We start from the raw sequence: 19,149 nt of genomic DNA on the forward strand, positions 1-19,149 counted from the left end.
TTTTTTTGCCGGGTGGCGCTGCGCTTACCCGGCCTACGAAACCCGTAGGCCCGCGCAAGCGTAGCGCCGCCGGGCAAAGAAAAACCCGCCGAAGCGGGTTTTTTTATTAGTTGCTGGTATCCAGCTCGTCGAAGCTCTTCACCAGATCGTCAATCGCTTTAATCTGTTTCAGGAATGGCTCCAGCTTATCCAGCGGCAGCGCGGATGGACCGTCGCATTTCGCGTTAACCGGATCCGGGTGCGCTTCAATGAACAGACCCGCCAGGCCGGTTGCCATACCGGCGCGCGCCAGTTCGGTCACCTGCGCACGACGCCCGCCAGACGCGGCGCCAAACGGGTCGCGACATTGCAGGGAGTGGGTCACGTCGAAAATCACCGGAGACTGGTTAGAGACGTTCTTCATTACGCTGAAGCCCAGCATATCCACAACCAGGTTGTCATAACCGAAGTTTGAACCACGGTCGCACAGGATCACCTGGTCGTTACCACCTTCGATAAACTTATCGACGATGTTACCCATCTGGCCAGGGCTCACGAACTGCGGTTTTTTCACGTTAATCACGGCACCGGTTTTCGCCATCGCTTCTACCAGGTCAGTCTGGCGCGCCAGGAACGCCGGAAGCTGAATCACGTCTACCACATCAGCCACGGGCTGTGCCTGAGACGCTTCGTGCACGTCGGTGATCACTTTCACGCCAAACGTCTGTTTCAGCTCCTGGAAAATCTTCATCCCCTCTTCCAGGCCCGGGCCACGGTAGGAGTGAATGGAGGAGCGGTTGGCTTTGTCAAAAGAGGCTTTAAACACGTACGGGATGCCCAGCTTCTGGGTCACGGTCACGTAGTGTTCGCAGATGCGCATAGCGAGATCGCGGGATTCCAGAACGTTCATACCGCCAAACAGCACGAACGGCAGGTCGTTTGCCACGTTGATATCACCAATGCTAACCACTTTTTGTTTCATAGGATCGCCTTATTCAGGTGTGAATCGGAATTAAGATTAATGCAGTGTAATGTGTTTATGCGCGATCGCGTTGATCTGCGCGCGAATCATTTCGCTGATCGGGTCTTCCGGACATTGCTCGACGAAATAATTCAAATCATTCAGCGCCACGTGCTCGCAGTCGAGCTGCGCATAAATCAGGCCGCGGTCGCGGATTTCGTACGGATCTTCCGGATTGAACTGCAACAGCACTTCGCTTGCGCGCAGGGCCAGCTCCATCTGACGCTCTTCCATCAGCGCAGACTTCAGCGTATCCAACAGCTTGCGGATCACTTCGGCGTTATCGGCTTCATCGAGATCTTCATTGAACAGCTCCGCTATCGGGCTGATGTTGCCTTTCAGCCAGACGTCCAGCGTATGCTCATCCAGCGTGTCGCCGTTAAACGGATTGATTAACCACATCTCACCGTCCAGCCACTCCGCCCGCAAAATCATCTGCGTCGGGAAAATGACCGGCACCAGTGGAATATCCAGTCGGTGCGCAACCCACAGTAAAATGGCGCCCAACGCGACGGCGCTACCCTGTCGATTTTTCAGCACCTGGTCCAGCCACAGTGCGTCAGACAGGCGATACACGCCTCGCGTGTCGCAGAAACCCCATTCGCCGTAGAAAAGCTCAATCAGCTTCTCTAATTGCCAGTCTTGCGGACGTGCCTGATTGATCTCTTCGCGCGCCAGGCTGACCAGATTTTCCAGTTCAGCGTAAACGTACTGTGATGTGAAATCGTCGCGGATCATCTCTGAAATCAGGATCATACCATCGCATAGCGGCACTTTGTTAAATTCGAAATCGGCTAAGGACCTCATGACTTACCCCAGTAACGGTATTCTTGTGGTGGCGAGTTTAATGATGATGTACAGCACCACCAGACCCAGCAGAAAGGCGATAAACCCTGTCTGCTGGCTGCGCGGACGATGACGCCCAAGCGCGATAAAACCCAAAACGATGTAGATGATAACGCCAAACAGCTTTTCAGTCAGCCATAGGCCTTTATCAGTAAATGGCAGATAGCCGGTCTTCCACATTAACCCGGCTCCGGAAAGGAACAGCACCGTATCGATACCGTGTGGGGCGATACGTACCCAGCGGGCGTTAATCAGCGGATTATTGCTGTAGCGCCACCAGTAGCGGACAATGAAAAAGCCGATGGTCAGGGCAACGGAAACCAGGTGAACGGAGATTAGCAGCGTAAACAGGCTCATGACCACTGCCCCAGCGTCAGACGTTCATTGCCGCCGTAATCGCGGCAGGTTTCCACGGCGGCGTATCCGGCACGCGTAAACAGTGCTCGCACCGCCTCTCCCTGCGTCCACCCATGTTCCACCAGCAGCCAGCCACCGGGAAGCAAATGTTGCCGTGACGTTGTCACAATGTAATCGAGATCCGCAAGTCCCTGATTCGCAGCGACCAGCGCGGTCAACGGTTCAAAACGCACGTCGCCCTGCGCGAGATGCGGATCGTCTTCGTCGATGTAGGGCGGATTGCTGACAATCATTTCGAACATGCGGCTTCCAAGCGCGGCAAACCAGCTGCTTTGCAGAACGGAAACATTGTTCAGCCTCAGCCGTTCAACGTTGCGCCGCGCGAGGGCGACCACATCAGGCATCACGTCTACCGCCGTCACGATACAGTCCGGCCGCTCGCTGGCAAGCGCCAGCGCAATCGCGCCGGTGCCGGTACCCAGATCGAGGATCTGACACGACTGCGCCGGTAACCGCGCCAGCGCCTGCTCCACCAGACACTCTGTGTCCGGGCGCGGGATCAGCGTCGCCGCTGAAACATACAGCGGAAGTGACCAGAACTCGCGCTCGCCAACCAGATGCGCCACCGGCTCGCCGGTTTTACGGCGGGCGAGCAGCGCCTCCAGCTGCGATAGCTGTTCAGCTGTCAGTTCGGTTTCGCCGAAAGCCAGCAGATACGTGCGGGCTTTACCCGTCACATGCTCAAGCAGAATTTCGGCGTCCCGCTTCGGGCTTTCACTTTCTGAAAGTTCACGGGCCGCCTCACGTAACCAGCGCTGAAAATCCATTAATCCTGCTCGGACAGCGCCGCCAGCTGGTCGGCCTGGTATTCCTGCACGATAGGCTCAATCAGCATATCGAGCTTGCCTTCCATTGCCTCATCCAGACGGTAGAGCGTCAGGTTGATGCGGTGGTCGGTTACGCGCCCCTGCGGGAAGTTATAGGTGCGGTTACGATCGCTACGGTCGCCGCTGCCCAGCAGGTTACGGCGGGTAGAGGCTTCCGCCTGCTGGCGTTTCGCCATTTCCGCCGCGTGGATACGGGCACCCAGCACGGATAACGCCTTAGCTTTGTTCTTGTGCTGGGATCGCTCGTCCTGACACTCAACCACAATCCCGGTGGGCAGGTGAGTAATACGGATAGCGGAGTCGGTGGTGTTAACGTGCTGACCACCCGCCCCTGAAGAGCGGAAGGTGTCGATGCGCAGATCCGCCGGGTTGATATCCGGCAGTTCCGCTTCCGGCAGCTCGGGCATGACCGCCACCGTACAGGCCGAAGTGTGAATGCGTCCCTGAGATTCTGTCGCAGGCACACGCTGCACGCGGTGACCACCGGATTCAAACTTCAGCCGACCATAAACGCCGTCGCCGCTGATTTTGGCGATAACCTCTTTGTAGCCGCCATGCTCGCCTTCGTTGGCGCTCATGATCTCTACGCGCCAGCGGCGTGATTCCGCATAACGGCTGTACATACGGAACAGATCTCCGGCGAACAGCGCCGCTTCGTCGCCGCCGGTACCGGCGCGGACTTCCACAAAAGCGTTACGCTCATCGTCCGGATCTTTTGGCAGCAGAAGGACCTGAAGCTGCTGCTCCATCTCTTCTGACCGTGCTTTAGCGTCCTGCAACTCTTCCTGGGCCATCTCGCGCATTTCAGGATCGTCGAGCATCATCTGCGCGGTTTCGATATCTTCCTGGACCTGTCGCCAGTCGGTAAAGCATTTTGAAACATCACTTAACTGCGCGTATTCACGCGACAGCGCGCGAAAACGTTCCTGGTCGGCAATGGTCCCGGCATCGCCGAGCAGCGCCTGGACTTCTTCATGGCGCTCGTGCAGAGCTTCCAGTTTAGCGACGATAGAAGGCTTCATAGGCGTAAATGCACCTTGTCTTAGAAAATGGGTATAGGGCGCTATTCCAGCCCGAGGCTGTTGCGCAGAATAGTCAGGCGTTCATCATCCCCGTCACGGGCAGCCTGCTGAAGAGATTTGGTTGGGGCATGGATCAGGCGGTTGGTCAGTTTCCAGGCTAAATCCTGCATAATCGCCTGCGCGTCGCCGCCCTGTTCAAGGGCCGCTAACGCTTTGGCCGTCAGGTCATCACGCACCTGCTCCGCCTGACCGCGGTATTCGCGGATGGTCTCGCTGACGCTTTGCGCGCGCAGCCAGGCCATAAATTCGCTGGTTTCCTGTTCAACGATGGTTTCCGCCTGCACAGCCGCCGCCTTACGCTGGGCAAGGTTGTGCGAAATGATGCTTTGCAGGTCATCCACGCTGTACAGGTAGGCGTTCGCCAGTTTGCCCACTTCCGGTTCGACATCACGCGGAACGGCGATATCCACCAGCAGCATCGGCTGATTGCGGCGGGATTTCAGCGCACGCTCGACCATCCCTTTCCCGATAATCGGCAGCGGGCTGGCGGTAGAACTGATAATAATGTCCGCCTCTTTCAGACGTTCATCGATGTCGCTCAGCGCAATCACCTCAGCGCCCACTTCATCTGCCAGCACCTGCGCACGTTCGCGGGTGCGGTTAGCGATGATCATCTTCTTCACCTTGTGTTCGCGAAGATGGCGCGCCACCAGCTCGATGGTTTCGCCCGCCCCCACCAGCAGTACGGTGACGGTCGACAGCGATTCAAAGATTTGACGGGCAAGAGTACAGGCCGCGAAAGCAACCGAAACCGCACTGGCGCCAATGTCGGTTTCGGTTCGCACACGCTTCGCCACGGAGAATGACTTCTGGAACATTCGCTCCAGTTCGCTGGCTTTCAGATGCCCTTTCTGGGAATCCGCGAAGGCTTTTTTCACCTGGCCGAGGATCTGCGGCTCGCCCAGCACCAGCGAATCCAGACCGCTGGCCACACGCATCAGATGGCTGACCGCATCGTTATCCTGATGCCAGTACAGGCTGTTGCGCAGCTCTTCTTCGTTGAGGTTGTGATAGTCACATAGCCAGCGGATCAGCGCCTCGTGCAGGTTGTCCTGCTCTTCCACGCTTAAATAGAGCTCGGTACGGTTGCACGTCGACAGCACCACGCCACCCTGCACCATCGGCTGTGCAAGCAGGCTATCCAGCGCCAGGTCGAGCGTATCCGGCGAAAACGTAACGCGTTCTCGCAGTGAAACCGGGGCCGTTTTGTGGTTAATACCGAGTGCTAATAGGGTCATGTTGAGCGGGAGTAGTACCAGCGTTAATAAGGTTAGCAGGACGCATCATACAGGATGCGCGAGATCAATAAAAGAGACTGCCCCCTTTCGGAGTAATAGCTTACGCCGCGCTTTGAGATAATTTGAACGTAGACGGTGGCACCCTTCAACGCTAGCATTAACAGTTATAACTGCAACGTATCTCAAGGATTTGTCATCATTATGACCCGAATGATTCGCCTGCTGCCTCTGGCGGCCCTGGTTCTGACCGCCTGTTCCGTTCATCAGCCGAAGGGCCCGGGCAAAAGCCCCGACTCACCGCAGTGGCGTCAGCACCAGCAGGATGTGCTGAAATTAAGCCAGTACCAGACCCGCGGTGCATTTGCATATCTCTCTGACGAACAAAAAGTTTATGCTCGCTTCTTCTGGCAGCAAACGGGGCAGGACAACTATCGCCTGCTGCTGCTCAACCCGCTGGGCAGCACCGAGCTGGAGCTTAACGCGAAGCCTGGCGAAGCGCAGATCACCGATAACAAAGGCCAGCACTACACCGCGACCGACGCCGAAGAGATGATTGGCAAGCTGACCGGGATGCCGATTCCGCTCAATAGTCTGCGCCAGTGGATCCTTGGCCTGCCGGGTGACGCCACCGACTATACGCTTGATGACCAATACCGTCTGAGCCAGGTTAACTACACCCAGGGCGGTAAAACCTGGAAAGTGGTGTACAGCGCGTATGACAGCAAGACGCAACCATCGCTGCCGTCCAATATGGAGCTGACGCAGGGTAGCCAGCGTATCAAGCTGAAAATGGATAACTGGATCGTTAAATGATGACCCACTGGCCCTCTCCCGCAAAACTGAACCTGTTTCTCTACATTACCGGGCAGCGCGCTGACGGCTATCACACCCTGCAAACCCTGTTTCAGTTTGTCGACTACGGCGACACGATCTCAATCGAACCGCGTCAGGACGGGCAGATTTGCCTGCTGACGCCAGTCGACGGCGTGGCGCATGACGATAACCTGATCGTGCGCGCTGCCCGCCTGCTGATGAAAACGGCGTCGTCGTCGGGTCGTCTGCCAGCGGGAAGCGGTGCGGATATCCGTATCGACAAACGCCTGCCGATGGGCGGCGGTCTTGGCGGCGGTTCGTCAAATGCTGCAACCGTTTTGGTGGCGCTTAACCATCTGTGGGGCTGCGGTCTGACAACGGACGAGCTGGCAGCGTTAGGGTTGACGCTGGGCGCCGATGTACCAGTGTTTGTGCGCGGCCACGCGGCGTTTGCTGAAGGGGTGGGCGAAATCCTCACGCCGGTCGATCCGCCGGAAAAATGGTATCTGATCGTTCACCCTGGCGTGAGCATTCCTACCCCGGTCATCTTTAAAGATCCTGACCTGAAAAGAAATACCCCGGTACGGTCAATAAAAACGTTATTAAATTGTGAATTCAGCAACGATTGCGAGGATATCGCAAGAAAACGTTTTCGCGAGGTTGATGCGGTGCTTTCCTGGCTGTTAGAATACGCGCCGTCGCGCCTGACCGGTACAGGGGCCTGTGTCTTTGCTGAATTTGACACCGAATCCGCCGCCCGTCAGGTGCTTGAGCAAGCGCCGGATTGGCTGCATGGTTTTGTAGCACGCGGGATGAACACCTCCCCCCTACAGCAGGCCATTCTGGCGCAGACTGAGTTTCGGTGACAACGTCACCCTGTTCCAGACGTTGCATCGCGCTCTTTAATACACCGCCTGGATAGCGTTTGCTTAGGCCCCGCAGTTTGCGGCGAACGCTATCCACCACTGGACGCATGCCTGAGGTTCTTCTCGTGCCTGATATGAAGCTTTTTGCTGGTAACGCCACCCCGGAACTAGCACAACGTATTGCCAACCGCCTGTACACTTCCCTCGGCGACGCCGCTGTAGGTCGCTTTAGCGACGGCGAAGTCAGCGTACAAATTAACGAAAATGTACGCGGTGGTGATATTTTCATCATCCAGTCCACCTGTGCTCCAACGAACGACAACCTGATGGAATTGGTTGTTATGGTCGACGCGCTGCGTCGCGCTTCTGCTGGCCGTATCACTGCTGTTATTCCTTACTTTGGCTATGCACGTCAGGACCGTCGCGTCCGTTCCGCGCGTGTGCCAATCACCGCTAAAGTTGTCGCAGACTTCCTCTCCAGCGTCGGCGTTGACCGCGTACTGACGGTCGACCTGCACGCAGAGCAGATCCAGGGCTTCTTCGACGTGCCGGTTGATAACGTTTTCGGCAGCCCAATCCTGCTGGAAGACATGCTGCAACTGAATCTGGACAACCCGATTGTGGTTTCTCCAGACATCGGCGGCGTGGTACGTGCTCGAGCTATCGCGAAGCTGCTGAACGATACCGACATGGCGATCATCGACAAACGCCGTCCGCGTGCTAACGTTTCTCAGGTGATGCACATCATCGGTGACGTGGCTGGCCGCGACTGCGTGTTGGTGGACGACATGATCGATACCGGCGGTACGCTGTGTAAAGCCGCTGAAGCGCTGAAAGAGCGTGGTGCGAAACGCGTATTCGCTTACGCAACTCACCCGATCTTCTCCGGCAATGCGGTAAACAACCTGCGTAACTCCGTCATCGACGAAGTTGTGGTGTGCGATACCATCCCGCTGAGCGACGAGATCAAAGCGCTGCCAAACGTGCGTACGTTGACTCTGTCCGGGATGCTGGCCGAAGCGATTCGTCGTATCAGCAACGAAGAATCGATCTCCGCAATGTTCGAACACTGATCGAACACGGCCAAAAAACCCGCTACGGCGGGTTTTTTTGTTTATAGTATTTATTTGTATGACTTATGCCTCCTTCACCTGCCATTCATATGACAGATGATGCGCACACGGATGATAGATAATTGTGAAAAACGTAACCTCCTCACATGTTCTGCCCTTTCGCGCCCTCATCGACGCCTGCTGGAAAGAGAAATACACGTCGTCACGCTTTGTTCGTGACCTGATAGCCGGGATCACCGTCGGGATTATTGCCATCCCGCTGGCGATGGCACTGGCGATTGGTAGCGGCGTCGCGCCGCAGTACGGGCTGTACACCTCAGCCGTTGCGGGGATTGTGATTGCGCTGACGGGCGGGTCCCGCTTCAGCGTCTCCGGCCCAACTGCCGCCTTTGTGGTGATCCTCTACCCGGTTTCCCAACAGTTTGGTCTGGCAGGCCTGCTGGTTGCCACCCTGATGTCCGGCATCTTTTTAATTCTGTTCGGTCTGGCCCGCTTTGGTCGCCTGATTGAATATATTCCCCTTTCCGTGACGCTGGGGTTCACCTCGGGGATTGGGATTACCATCGGGACCATGCAGATTAAAGATTTCCTCGGCCTGCAAATGGCCCATGTTCCGGAGCACTACTTACAGAAAGTGGGCGCGCTGTTTATGGCGTTGCCGACGGCCAACCTGGGCGATGCAGCCATTGGCATCGTTACCCTCGGCACACTCATCGTCTGGCCTCGCTTAGGCATTCGTCTCCCGGGGCATCTCCCCGCTCTGCTGCTGGGCTGCGCGGTGATGGGCGTCGTCAACCTGCTCGGTGGACAGGTCGCCACCATTGGCTCCCAGTTCCACTATGTTCTGGCGGATGGCTCACAGGGTAACGGTATTCCGCAGCTGCTGCCGCAGCTGGTTCTGCCGTGGGACATGCCGGGCTCCAGCTTCACCCTGAGCTGGGATTCCCTTCGCGCTCTGCTGCCTGCCGCGTTCTCCATGGCAATGCTGGGCGCGATTGAATCCCTGCTCTGCGCCGTCGTGCTCGACGGCATGACCGGCACAAAGCACAAAGCCAACAGCGAACTAGTCGGTCAGGGCTTAGGGAACATCGTTGCACCGTTCTTCGGCGGTATTACGGCTACGGCTGCGATTGCCCGTTCCGCCGCGAACGTACGTGCGGGCGCGACATCACCGGTTTCCGCGGTCATTCACTCCCTGCTGGTGATCATGGCGCTGCTGATCCTTGCCCCGCTGCTTTCATGGCTTCCACTCTCGGCCATGGCTGCGCTGCTGTTGATGGTGGCCTGGAATATGAGTGAGGCGCATAAGGTGGTGAATCTGCTGCGCCGTGCGCCGAAAGACGACATTATCGTGATGCTGATCTGCATGTCGCTGACCGTGCTGTTTGATATGGTTATCGCTATCAGCGTCGGCATAGTGCTGGCCTCGCTGCTGTTTATGCGCCGCATCGCGCAGATGACGCGTCTCTCTCCGGTTAACGTTGAGGTGCCTGACGATGTGCTGGTGCTGCGCGTGATTGGCCCGCTGTTCTTCGCCGCGGCGGAAGGTTTGTTCAGCGATCTGGCGTCCCGCATCGCGGGCAAACGGATTGTGGTGCTGAAGTGGGATGCCGTCCCGGTGTTGGATGCCGGCGGTCTGGATGCCTTCCAGCGCTTTGTTGCCCGCCTGCCGGAAAGCTGCGAGCTGCGGATCAGTAACCTCGAATTCCAGCCCCTGCGCACCATGGCGCGCGCGGGCGTGCAGCCGATCCCTGGCCGATTGTCCTTCTACCCTAACCGTGAAGCTGCATTAGCGGATCTGTGAGTCATCTGATGCAGAGACACGTCTTTGCATCATCACCCCGATCGCCTGCTGGAGCCATTCAAGCACGGCAGGCGTCATCCACGTGCCTTTCATCAGATGCGGCTCCTGCTGCATGGCGAGACGAAATTTTTGCTGGGTCTGCGGGTTTGTTCCCGCATAGGACTGGAATAAAACCAGCCACTTTTCTGCCAGCTTTTGCGCATCGTCAGAAGCGGGACTGAGATTATCCCGCTGCGCCTGATGCAGCTTCGCCACCAGCGGCGGCCATTCCATCATCCGGTCAAAGTAGTGCGCCCGGGTAAAGGCCATCTCTTCGGCAGTGAGATATTGCTCCCAGATGCTGAGCTTTGATTCGGCAAACGCCCGCGTGATGTAATCCGTAATCTCCGGCGTAATGCCGGTTTGCTCCTGCATCTGCGGCTCCCCGCTGTGCATTTCGTTCAGACGGGTCAAAAATTCCGGTTTGCCTGCGGTATCCTGTTCCAGGCGTTCCATCCACCGTGAAGCCAAATCGGTCGCCCGCGCGTCCGTGACGCTGACGTTCTGTTCCAGCAAGTGTTTAACCTCCGTCACCAGACCCGACCAGATATCCGCCAGCGCCTCTTTCTCTACCGCAAACGGCAGTTGCTGCAACTCTTCTTTGCTAAACCAGCGATCGTACATATTCATTAACTCCAGAGTCTGTAGCCAGGATTCCAGATCCGGCGTCGCATCGTCAGTCAGCCCGGTACGCAATTCCACCAGCCGGTTGCGCAGCGTATGGATGCTACGCAGTTGCTTGTCCAGCAAAGTGATTTGCCCGTCGAGTAATTCCGCTAATGACAGCGAACGCTGTTCCAGAAAATCCCTGATTTCGGCAAGCTCCAACCCGGCTTTTGCCAGCGTCTGGATCATATGCAGACGCTGCACATCCGCCAGGTTGTAAAGCCGGTAGCCTGCCGCGCTTCTGGCAGAAGGTAACAACAGCCCTGTTTGCTCGTAGTGATGCAAAGTCCGCACGGTAATCCCAGCACGTTTCGCCAGTTCACCCACCTGAATCAACATAACGGCTCCTTTTGTTCTGCCAGTGTCGCTACTCTGAAGCCTTACGTTACGTGAGGGTCAATGCGTCATGCAAAAAAAAACGACTTCAGATGAAGTCGTTTCGGTGTTCTTTATGGGGCACTAGCCGTGCTTATGCTGGTCGCGGCGGCATCGTTTATCGTAATGGCGCACCCACCAGTATTTATCGCAGACTTCCTCATGTCCGCTCACGCGCGCCCCGGCGAGCCACAATACCGCACCGAGGAAGATACTCAGCACCGCGCCATGCGCAAAGTATTGTGGGAGGTCAAGCTGCGGTAATTGGTTTAAAATTGAATAACCGACACCGGCGACCATCACGAACAGTCCCAACCCCATTAGCACGTTACCGAGCATTGAAGCGTTTTTGCGTTTCATATGTCACCTCCGGAACTTTGGGTTGTCAGGGGAAAAACCCCTTCTCCTTGTGTGTAAAGTATAGACAACGCCACTTATATGAGTTGCGTGAATGATCACATTTACAGATAACTCCCGGACAAAAATTTACAAATAAGACATTGAACAGCTTGAAATTCTAATTGTTCAAAGAAGAAATTATTCGCATTTCGGTGTACAGCAGGCAGAACTTTGTCAAGCGGCGCGCCAGACAGTAAACTACGCGCCAGATCTGGAACCCATTAGGAAGTAAATCGTGACGATTAAACTGATTGTCGGCCTCGCCAATCCGGGCGCAGAGTATGCCGCTACCCGCCATAACGCCGGCGCCTGGTATGTTGATCTGCTGGCGGAACGTCTGCGCGCTCCCCTGCGTGAAGAACCCAAGTTTTACGGGTTTACCTCACGCATCAATCTTGCGGGTGCTGACGTGCGGTTGCTGGTGCCAACCACCTTTATGAACCTGAGCGGCAAAGCCGTGGCGGCTATGGCAACGTTTTATCGCATCAATCCGGATGAGATCCTGGTGGCCCACGACGAACTGGATCTGCCGCCAGGCGTGGCGAAGTTCAAGCTGGGCGGCGGTCATGGCGGCCACAACGGCCTTAAAGACATCATCAGCAAACTGGGTAATAACCCTAATTTCCACCGTTTGCGCGTGGGAATCGGCCATCCGGGCGATAAAAACAAAGTTGTTGGTTTCGTACTGGGTAAACCACCGGTTTCTGAGCAGAAGTTGATTGACGAAGCGGTGGACGAAGCGGCCCGCTGCACCGAGATTTGGCTTCAGGACGGCCTGACGAAAGCCACCAATCGACTGCACGCTTTCAAAGCGCAATAATCGGCACCATGGGGCTTTTTTACCGCGCGTCGTGCGGGTTACGTGTATAATAGGCGTAGTTATTTACTTTTCTTCAATCGGTTATCGTTAACGGATTGATTATCAAGATATTAAGGTGATTTAGAAATGGGATTCAAATGCGGTATCGTCGGTCTGCCAAACGTGGGCAAATCCACCCTGTTCAACGCGCTCACCAAGGCAGGTATTGAAGCGGCGAACTTCCCGTTCTGTACCATCGAGCCGAACACCGGTGTTGTTCCTATGCCCGATCCGCGTCTGGACCAGCTCGCGGAAATCGTGAAGCCGCAGCGCATTCTGCCAACTACCATGGAGTTCGTGGACATCGCGGGCCTGGTAAAAGGCGCATCCAAAGGTGAAGGCCTGGGCAACCAGTTCCTGACCAACATCCGTGAAACCGAAGCGATCGGCCACGTTGTGCGCTGCTTCGAGAACGACAACATTATCCACGTTAACAACAAAGTGGATCCGGCTGACGACATCGACGTCATCAACACCGAGCTGGCCCTCTCTGACCTCGACACCTGCGAGCGCGCCATTCACCGCGTGCAGAAGAAAGCCAAAGGCGGCGACAAAGACGCGAAAGCGGAACTGGCTGCCCTGGAAAAATGTCTGCCACAGCTGGAAAACGCGGGCATGCTGCGCGCGCTGAAAAACCTGACTGAAGAAGACAAAGCGGCGATCAAATACCTGAGCTTCCTGACCCTGAAGCCAACCATGTACATCGCCAACGTTAACGAAGACGGTTTCGAGAACAACCCGTACCTCGACAAAGTGCGTGAAATTGCCGCGGCTGAAGGTTCTGTGGTTGTTGCCGTGTGCGCGGCCGTTGAATCTGATATCGCCGAGCTGGACGATGCCGACCGTGAAGAGTTCATGGCCGAACTGGGTCTGGAAGAGCCGGGCCTGAACCGCGTGATCCGCGCGGGCTATGAGCTGCTGAACCTGCAAACCTACTTCACCGCTGGTGTAAAAGAAGTGCGTGCATGGACCATCCCTGTCGGTGCGACTGCGCCTCAGGCGGCTGGTAAGATCCACACCGACTTCGAGAAAGGCTTCATTCGTGCGCAGACTATCGCGTTTGAAGACTTTATCACCTACAAGGGTGAGCAAGGCGCGAAAGAAGCTGGCAAGATGCGTGCTGAAGGGAAAGACTACATCGTTAAAGATGGCGATGTGATGAACTTCTTGTTTAACGTCTGATTAGTTTTGAATTAAAAAAATCCACGCTTTGGCGTGGATTTTTTTCGTTCTTATTTAGTTATTATTAACGTTAAAAAACACCTTCTTTGAGTGGATTATCTTTTTTTCCGCCCCAAGGGTCGTCTAATAAAAACTTAGCTGTGACAGTGTCTTTTTCCGGCACAAGAGTGAAATTGTAATAAATTTCATCCCCTTCACAAATCTCATAATAGAGCGAATACGTTTTGTTGGTTACATTTATGTTTATGTCAAATTTCTCTGTCGCAGAAGCCACCTGAAGCTTATTTTTATCTGTAATAAAAAATGGCACTACAATGCAGCGTTGAGCATTTTCATCTAAATTAAAAGTATTTTCTATTTTAATATTTACGTTTGCTCCAAATGCGTCCTCAGGTAAAGGATCAAAAATAACATAATCTTTATGAATCACAGCGCCTTGAGATACATTACCTTTACCCCACTGGCTCAGTTTTTCATCATAGTCTCGTGATCGTAGCAATATTTGACGATGTGAAATCAGTAGGTCAACATGTTGACTATATCTATGCCTCATTATGTAAAAAAGACTATTTTTCATATTCTTCTATCGTTTTTGTTGCTATGTACATATCTTCTCTTTGAGGATTGATTGACCATAAAGATAGCGATTATTACGCAAGGATGCCCCCATAACTGAAGTTGACAAATGCTAATTGAGTAAAAAATTCGTTGTAATTATGCTATATAAATAAAAACGAGCGGTTTGTCACCGAGTTTAGCAATGAAATTAACTATACAACAATAGTTACGTACAAAATAAAACAATAACTATTTTAAAATATTAATTAATTACAACTATAGAATATAGTAAGCTACAATTTCAACGCTATCAATTATACAACTCCTGATTTTTTGGCTGTAAAATATCCCCCCTGCATAAAACTATTAATCCTTTGAAAAAAAGGGCTTGTTTTTCCCTTCTCTAGTCTGAGTGGCAACAATAACTTCATAAGCATCTCTTTCACTTCTTTGTGCTTTCAATGCTTCTTCGGATGTAATTTTCGACTCTTTATCAATCATAGCAATAGTTCCAGCATCATATCGGATAAAATATTCATTATCTCTTTTAATTATGTCAATGCCAAAACCAGTAAAAATAACTTCACTCATTTTTCGTACCTCTATTTGTTTATAATCGGTGTAATCAAAGCATCACCGACAGGCGTTTGATCTATTACGGCTTCAGGGATCCCTCCTGACGTCTTACCTCCAGGAACCCAAAAATCATTAGCCCCTCCCTCGTTGCCTGAAGGCATCCTAAGCCCTTGAGGTTTAAGGATATCTATTCGGACCGGTGAATCGCCAAGATCTCCAGGGTCTAATCCTAACATTTTCTCTAACTTCCCGACATCTCCGCCAGCTTTCTTAATAATGTTATCAGCAACTGATTTTGGCATCACAAAATGACCAGATGGAGGGCCAATCTCAGCTCTATTCACTCCCCATGCAATTTTAGAAATACCATCATTAAATAAAGCAAGATGTTGCTTAACATAAGAAGGGTCTAGATAGTTCGTTGGGTTTGGCCGATTGGGCTTCGTCGTGCCTTTTAAAGAATTATACGCCTTTGCTGCCCAAGCCCTACTTGAGAAAACCCCTTTTGTTTTATTCTGGAAATCATTCCAGCTATTTCTGCACGATAACCCCCACGGATCCACCCACCCCAGCGCATTCGGCGCATACTGGTAAAGGTTTATTCCCCCCGCCAGCCCTATCGGGTCCTGCTGCGTAAACCGTCCGCAGTCCGGGTCGTAATACCGGAACAGATTGTAGTGCAGCCCTGTCTCACGGTCCAGGTATTGCCCCTGCATGCGCAGGTTCTGAGAATATCCTGATACCTGCGTTTCGCTTTCCCGCAGCAGTTTGCCCCAGGCGCTGTTCACCCCTTCCCAGCGCACCTGCCCTTCGCTATCAGTCATCCGCTCCGGTGTGCCGTTGGGCTGACAGTGGAACCAGAAGATTTCCGGGGCATCAACGCCGTCAATTCGTGCCAGCGGATCGTAGCTGTCCTGATCGCTGTAGACGTAGGTCAGCGGCACGTCCCCGTGCACCTCCTGCAACAGCCGGAACCCTTCCCAGACAAACCGCGTGGTGACCGGCTTGCCGGTTGGCTGCCCGCCCAGCATCTGGCGGCGCGTTTTGCTGATGCGTCGCCCGAGCGGGTCATAGCGGAAGCTGACCTGCGTCTGCGGCCTGTTGCGGTCCCGCGGCTGGCTGATGACCTCCGTCAGGCGGTGCTCGCCGTCGTAGCGGTAGTGCCAGCGGGTCTGGCCGTTATCCTTCTCCACGGTGCGGCCATGGATGTCATAGCACCAGCGAATGCCGTTCAGCTGCGTCAGGCGGTTGTGCGTGACCTTCTCAGCAGAGCCTTCGAGCGGGTTACCGGCAGCATCCCAGCGCCACTGCTCCTGGCCGGGCAGCGTGCCGTCCTGAACCAGCAGACGTCCGGCGCTGTCGTACTGCCAGCGGTACCAACTGAACGGGTTATCGTCCCGCTCTTCGCGGACCAGGTTATTGCGATAGTCGTAATCCCAGCGGCGGGACCAGCGGCGCGGCGACGGGCGCTGGGCATTGCCGGTAAAAACGTCCCGGCGATGCAGTCGACCGAGACGGTCATATTCGCTGCGTGTGGTTAGCAGCCCCTGCGTACGGCTGGTTTCACGGTGAAGTTCGTCGCGGGTAAAGTCGGAGACCGAGAGCTTATCAAGCGCGATGCTGAGCAGATGCCCGCTGCCGTAGTAGAACTGTTTCAGCTCCCGGCCATCGGGCAGCGTGACGGAGGTGCGGTTGCCAAGGGCGTCATACTGCCACGCCAGCTCGCCGTGTTCGCACGTTTCGCGCGTGACGCGCCCGAGCGCGTCATACTCAAACACAAGCTCCTGCTCGGCTTCGGCGCTCCAGGCATCGGCTGAAAGCGCGGGATGCAGCCCAATCCGGCTCAGAAGGCCGGACGGGGTGTAGTGGTAGCGGGTCTGCCCTTCCGGCGTGGTGCGGGCGACCAGCTGGCCGCTCGCGCTCCAGGCAAAGGCATGGGTAATGGCCTCCGGATGTCCGGCGGCAAAGGTGCGCGCTATCGTACGCCCACAGGCGTCGTAGCGATACTGCGAGGCCACGCCATCCAGCCCCACCTCTTCCAGCAGCAGCGAGTCCGCACCCCAGCGGAACTGGTACGCTTCGCCGTTTTCGTTTTCCAGGGCAATCAGACGCCCGCGGCTGTCCCAGCGGCGACGCACCTCTTCACCCTGCGTATTACGGGTGGCGGTTAAGCGCCCTGCCTCGTCGTATCTGAACTCGCTCTCTTTCCCGTCGGCGCCCGCATGCTTCACCGGCAGGCCACGTTCGTTCCATTTGAGAGATTCCATCCAGCCTTCCGGGCGATCGAGCTGCACCGGACGCCCTGCGGCGTCGTAGCGGTAACGCGTCTCTTCGCCGTCGGCGCTTATCTCAGCCACCAGCCAGCCCAGCGGATGATAACGGTATTGTGTCACACGGCCCGAACAGTCCGTAACACGCACCATCTGCCCGGCCTCGTTGTACTCCTGGTAGCGGCTGTTGCCGGCGGCATCAACTTCTTCCACGACCTGACCAAACTCGTCCCGACGAAGCAGCGTGGTCTGCCCCATCGGATCCACCACGCACTTCAGCCCGTGATGTTCGTCATACAGGAAACGGGTGGCGCTACCGTCGGCTTCGATGATGGAGGCCGGAAGCGCACGGTGCTCCAGCCAGGTGGTGGTGCGGGTATTGCCGTCGGCGTCGATCTCCTGCACCCGGTTACCCATGTCGTCATAGACGAAGGTAACGGCATTACCGAGCGGATCGATGCGACGCGTGAGGAGTTCGTTGTCATCCCACTCGTAGCGCCAGTTCTCACCGCGCTCGTCAACGTAGCGAACAATCAGGTTTTGCGCGTTCCAGTAATGCTTTCGCGTCTGACCGTCGTAGTGATCGACGGTCGTCAGCCCGGCGGCTAGATCATAGCTAAAGCGACAGCCATCGCCGGTGCTGGTGCGGTTTTCCACCACGCGCCAGTGGTCGAATTTTTGCCAGCGGTATTCACTCTCCAGACCGCCCGGCAGACGGTGCCAGACCATCAGGCCATCATCGTTATAACGGTATTCACGGGTTACCACGCCGGAGGCATCCGTTGCGCTGGCCAGCTGGCCGCGCACGTCGTACCCCCACTGCATCAGCGGCCATGTCTGGTTGCCGTCGAAATGGCTCGCCGAGGTAACGCGCTGCGGGAAACGTTCATTTTCATAGCGCAGAGTGACGTCGATCGCCCGCGGCTCATCATGCAGACCGACCAGCCGCCCGTGTTCATCCCACGCCGTCAGCAGTGCGTTGCCGTATTCGTCGCTGAGGGAGGCCAGGCGCAGGATTGAGGAGTTCGCCCGGGTTGGTTTATACAGACGCCACACCGCGCCGTCATCGTCGGCAATCGCCACGTCGCCGCTCTCATTGCGGCGGATGATAATGCCTTCGCTGATGCTGTAAAACGCGCGGTCGACCGGCGGCAGTTCAAAGCTCAGCTCGCGCCCGGTTTCATCGAACCAGGTGGCGTTGTTTTCTTCCAGCGTCAGATAGCTGTCAAAGGTGGTCGCCCAGCCCAGACCAAACAGCCCTTCGCGGGTGGTCAGGCTGTTGTAGCTGCGCTGCCAGCGCAGCGGGAAGCGCCCCGGCAGCGAGAAATCGAGTTCGTCGTCGTCATTCAGCACCTTCACACCGGTAGCGGCGTGAACCGGGTGCGAGGAGCCGAACATGGCGTTGACGGCCATATCGGCCAGCATCCCGCCACCGGCAGCAGCCAGCGCGCAGGGCATGTTTTTCAGGATCTTGCCCGGACGCCCGCGCAGCAGGGAGAGCGCAATCATCCCCAGCGCCAGGCCCGGCGTTTTGCCGCTTTTAATATCGCGAACCGTGAGGGTGTCGCCGCCGATGATCACGTTCGGGGAGACGTCGTCGGAAACGGTGCCTTCGCAGGTGGTGCGATCTTTCGCACGCACCGCGGGCTGCCCGTTGATAAAGACGCTTTTCGAGCCTTCCGCCAGATACTGCGGCCCGGAGTGTTTCTCGCACGCCACCTTGTCTTCTTCCAGCGGCGAGGTCCAGGCAGCGGCAGAGGCCACGCTCGGCTGCCACATTTCGCTGCCGAACTGTCCGGCAGCGGCAAGCAGCATGCCCGCGTAATCGGCAAAGCTGCCCGGCGACTGCGGCTCAGGGGAAGGGGTATCGGCGGGCGTCAGCGTGCCTGCCGCGCGCGCGGCGGGGATTGCGTTGGTGAGAACGTTATTTGAACCGGTGGTGATCTTACCCGCAGGCGACGGCGGAAAAAGCGCGTTGCCCAGCCCTTCAGCAGCATTGCTGATATCGTCGGTGATCCCCGCGACGTTCGCCAGAACCCCACCAATAATGCCGCTCAACAGACAGCTGGATCCAATTGCCGCCACGCCTGCCGCTGCGGCCCCGGCTCCCAGCAGTGGGGCCGCGACGGTCGCTGCCGCGCCCACCGCCGCGCCAATCACCGCATAGGCAGCGCCTTCCGCCACAATGCTGGTAATATCAGCAAAAATGCTGGAGTGAATAATCTCGTCGCCCTTACGGGCCGCGTTGTTATCGCTCAT

At 55.9% G+C, this 19,149-nt stretch carries 17 protein-coding genes; 6 read left to right on the forward strand and 11 right to left on the reverse strand.

Features of this window, described 5'->3' with window-relative positions:
- Positions 1 to 106 precede the first annotated feature (106 nt).
- Genes kdsA through hemA form a run of 6 tightly spaced genes read right to left on the reverse strand, consistent with a single transcriptional unit; the run spans position 107 to position 5,410 of the window.
- Complete coding sequence (gene kdsA, locus HWQ15_RS21205) at positions 107 to 961, reverse strand: 3-deoxy-8-phosphooctulonate synthase (protein WP_022648375.1); 855 nt, start codon at positions 959 to 961, stop codon at positions 107 to 109.
- 36 nt (positions 962 to 997) lie between these two features.
- Entirely contained in the window at positions 998 to 1,807 is an 810-nt protein-coding gene (gene sirB1, locus HWQ15_RS21210; RefSeq protein WP_022648376.1) for an invasion regulator SirB1, read from the reverse strand.
- Between the two features lie 3 nt (positions 1,808 to 1,810).
- A complete protein-coding gene (gene sirB2, locus HWQ15_RS21215; RefSeq protein WP_022648377.1) occupies positions 1,811 to 2,203 on the reverse strand; it encodes an invasion regulator SirB2 in 393 nt (130 codons plus the stop codon).
- Positions 2,200 to 3,030, reverse strand: a complete 831-nt coding sequence (prmC, locus tag HWQ15_RS21220) for a peptide chain release factor N(5)-glutamine methyltransferase (protein WP_022648378.1) — start codon at positions 3,028 to 3,030, stop codon at positions 2,200 to 2,202. The genes sirB2 and prmC overlap by 4 nt, the downstream gene beginning before the upstream one ends.
- Positions 3,030 to 4,112 (reverse strand): peptide chain release factor 1, encoded by a 1,083-nt coding sequence (gene prfA / locus HWQ15_RS21225; RefSeq protein ID WP_003856667.1) that lies wholly within the window; start codon positions 4,110 to 4,112, stop codon positions 3,030 to 3,032. Before prfA ends, prmC begins: the two co-directional genes overlap by 1 nt.
- Positions 4,113 to 4,153: 41 nt before the next feature.
- On the reverse strand, positions 4,154 to 5,410 hold the full coding sequence (gene hemA, locus HWQ15_RS21230) for a glutamyl-tRNA reductase (protein WP_003856666.1): 1,257 nt from the start codon (positions 5,408 to 5,410) through the stop codon (positions 4,154 to 4,156).
- Positions 5,411 to 5,611: 201 nt separating this feature from the next.
- Between hemA and lolB the strand changes: the two genes are divergently transcribed.
- The 4 genes from lolB (at position 5,612) to dauA (ending at position 9,966) form a co-directional block, all read left to right on the forward strand.
- Positions 5,612 to 6,223, forward strand: coding sequence for a lipoprotein insertase outer membrane protein LolB (gene lolB / locus HWQ15_RS21235; RefSeq protein WP_003856665.1), 612 nt, complete (start codon positions 5,612 to 5,614; stop codon positions 6,221 to 6,223).
- Positions 6,220 to 7,089 (forward strand): 4-(cytidine 5'-diphospho)-2-C-methyl-D-erythritol kinase, encoded by an 870-nt coding sequence (gene ispE / locus HWQ15_RS21240; RefSeq protein ID WP_032624093.1) that lies wholly within the window; start codon positions 6,220 to 6,222, stop codon positions 7,087 to 7,089. The genes lolB and ispE overlap by 4 nt, the downstream gene beginning before the upstream one ends.
- A 125-nt stretch (positions 7,090 to 7,214) precedes the next feature.
- A complete protein-coding gene (gene prs, locus HWQ15_RS21245; RefSeq protein ID WP_003856663.1) occupies positions 7,215 to 8,162 on the forward strand; it encodes a ribose-phosphate diphosphokinase in 948 nt (315 codons plus the stop codon).
- Positions 8,163 to 8,286: 124 nt separating this feature from the next.
- Positions 8,287 to 9,966: a C4-dicarboxylic acid transporter DauA gene (dauA, locus tag HWQ15_RS21250; RefSeq protein ID WP_063216151.1), complete on the forward strand. Its 1,680-nt coding sequence runs from the start codon at positions 8,287 to 8,289 to the stop codon at positions 9,964 to 9,966.
- Here the strand turns inward: dauA and HWQ15_RS21255 are convergent.
- Positions 9,952 to 11,010: a MerR family transcriptional regulator gene (locus HWQ15_RS21255; protein WP_045621913.1), complete on the reverse strand. Its 1,059-nt coding sequence runs from the start codon at positions 11,008 to 11,010 to the stop codon at positions 9,952 to 9,954. The genes dauA and HWQ15_RS21255 overlap by 15 nt on opposite strands.
- A 120-nt stretch (positions 11,011 to 11,130) precedes the next feature.
- Positions 11,131 to 11,406: a stress-induced protein YchH gene (gene ychH / locus HWQ15_RS21260; RefSeq protein WP_022648382.1), complete on the reverse strand. Its 276-nt coding sequence runs from the start codon at positions 11,404 to 11,406 to the stop codon at positions 11,131 to 11,133.
- Between the two features lie 274 nt (positions 11,407 to 11,680).
- Here ychH and pth point away from each other — a divergent pair, with 274 nt between their 5' ends.
- On the forward strand, positions 11,681 to 12,265 hold the full coding sequence (gene pth, locus HWQ15_RS21265) for an aminoacyl-tRNA hydrolase (protein ID WP_039030723.1): 585 nt from the start codon (positions 11,681 to 11,683) through the stop codon (positions 12,263 to 12,265).
- A 126-nt stretch (positions 12,266 to 12,391) separates the two neighbouring features.
- Positions 12,392 to 13,486 carry a redox-regulated ATPase YchF gene (gene ychF, locus HWQ15_RS21270; protein ID WP_010432886.1) on the forward strand — a complete coding sequence of 365 codons (1,095 nt, stop codon included), beginning with the start codon at positions 12,392 to 12,394 and terminating at the stop codon, positions 13,484 to 13,486.
- 70 nt (positions 13,487 to 13,556) lie between these two features.
- Here the strand turns inward: ychF and comJ are convergent, their stop codons facing one another.
- From comJ to HWQ15_RS21285, 3 genes are all read right to left on the reverse strand, one after another.
- Positions 13,557 to 14,063, reverse strand: a complete 507-nt coding sequence (comJ, locus tag HWQ15_RS21275) for a competence protein ComJ (protein ID WP_223861993.1) — start codon at positions 14,061 to 14,063, stop codon at positions 13,557 to 13,559.
- Between the two features lie 347 nt (positions 14,064 to 14,410).
- Positions 14,411 to 14,635, reverse strand: coding sequence for a hypothetical protein (locus HWQ15_RS21280; protein WP_023330151.1), 225 nt, complete (start codon positions 14,633 to 14,635; stop codon positions 14,411 to 14,413).
- A gap of 11 nt (positions 14,636 to 14,646) precedes the next feature.
- Positions 14,647 to 19,149: an RHS repeat-associated core domain-containing protein gene (locus HWQ15_RS21285; RefSeq protein ID WP_063216154.1), complete on the reverse strand. Its 4,503-nt coding sequence runs from the start codon at positions 19,147 to 19,149 to the stop codon at positions 14,647 to 14,649.

The organism is Enterobacter sp. DSM 30060, assembly GCF_013375955.1.
Classification (GTDB): Bacteria; Pseudomonadota; Gammaproteobacteria; order Enterobacterales; family Enterobacteriaceae; genus Enterobacter; species Enterobacter intestinihominis.

Excerpts from the sequence above, each read along its gene's own strand:
- sirB1 (WP_022648376.1), bottom strand. The coding sequence starts at position 1,807 with ATGAGGTCCTTAGCCGATTTCGAATTTAACAAAGTGCCGCTATGCGAT.
- ychF (WP_010432886.1), top strand. The coding sequence starts at position 12,392 with ATGGGATTCAAATGCGGTATCGTCGGTCTGCCAAACGTGGGCAAATCC.
- HWQ15_RS21285 (WP_063216154.1), bottom strand. The coding sequence starts at position 19,149 with ATGAGCGATAACAACGCGGCCCGTAAGGGCGACGAGATTATTCACTCC.
- comJ (WP_223861993.1), bottom strand. The coding sequence starts at position 14,063 with ATGAAAAATAGTCTTTTTTACATAATGAGGCATAGATATAGTCAACAT.
- ychH (WP_022648382.1), bottom strand. The coding sequence starts at position 11,406 with ATGAAACGCAAAAACGCTTCAATGCTCGGTAACGTGCTAATGGGGTTG.
- kdsA (WP_022648375.1), bottom strand. The coding sequence starts at position 961 with ATGAAACAAAAAGTGGTTAGCATTGGTGATATCAACGTGGCAAACGAC.
- sirB2 (WP_022648377.1), bottom strand. The coding sequence starts at position 2,203 with ATGAGCCTGTTTACGCTGCTAATCTCCGTTCACCTGGTTTCCGTTGCC.
- HWQ15_RS21280 (WP_023330151.1), bottom strand. The coding sequence starts at position 14,635 with ATGAGTGAAGTTATTTTTACTGGTTTTGGCATTGACATAATTAAAAGA.
- hemA (WP_003856666.1), bottom strand. The coding sequence starts at position 5,410 with ATGACCCTATTAGCACTCGGTATTAACCACAAAACGGCCCCGGTTTCA.
- lolB (WP_003856665.1), top strand. The coding sequence starts at position 5,612 with ATGACCCGAATGATTCGCCTGCTGCCTCTGGCGGCCCTGGTTCTGACC.
- prfA (WP_003856667.1), bottom strand. The coding sequence starts at position 4,112 with ATGAAGCCTTCTATCGTCGCTAAACTGGAAGCTCTGCACGAGCGCCAT.
- prmC (WP_022648378.1), bottom strand. The coding sequence starts at position 3,030 with ATGGATTTTCAGCGCTGGTTACGTGAGGCGGCCCGTGAACTTTCAGAA.
- ispE (WP_032624093.1), top strand. The coding sequence starts at position 6,220 with ATGATGACCCACTGGCCCTCTCCCGCAAAACTGAACCTGTTTCTCTAC.
- HWQ15_RS21255 (WP_045621913.1), bottom strand. The coding sequence starts at position 11,010 with ATGTTGATTCAGGTGGGTGAACTGGCGAAACGTGCTGGGATTACCGTG.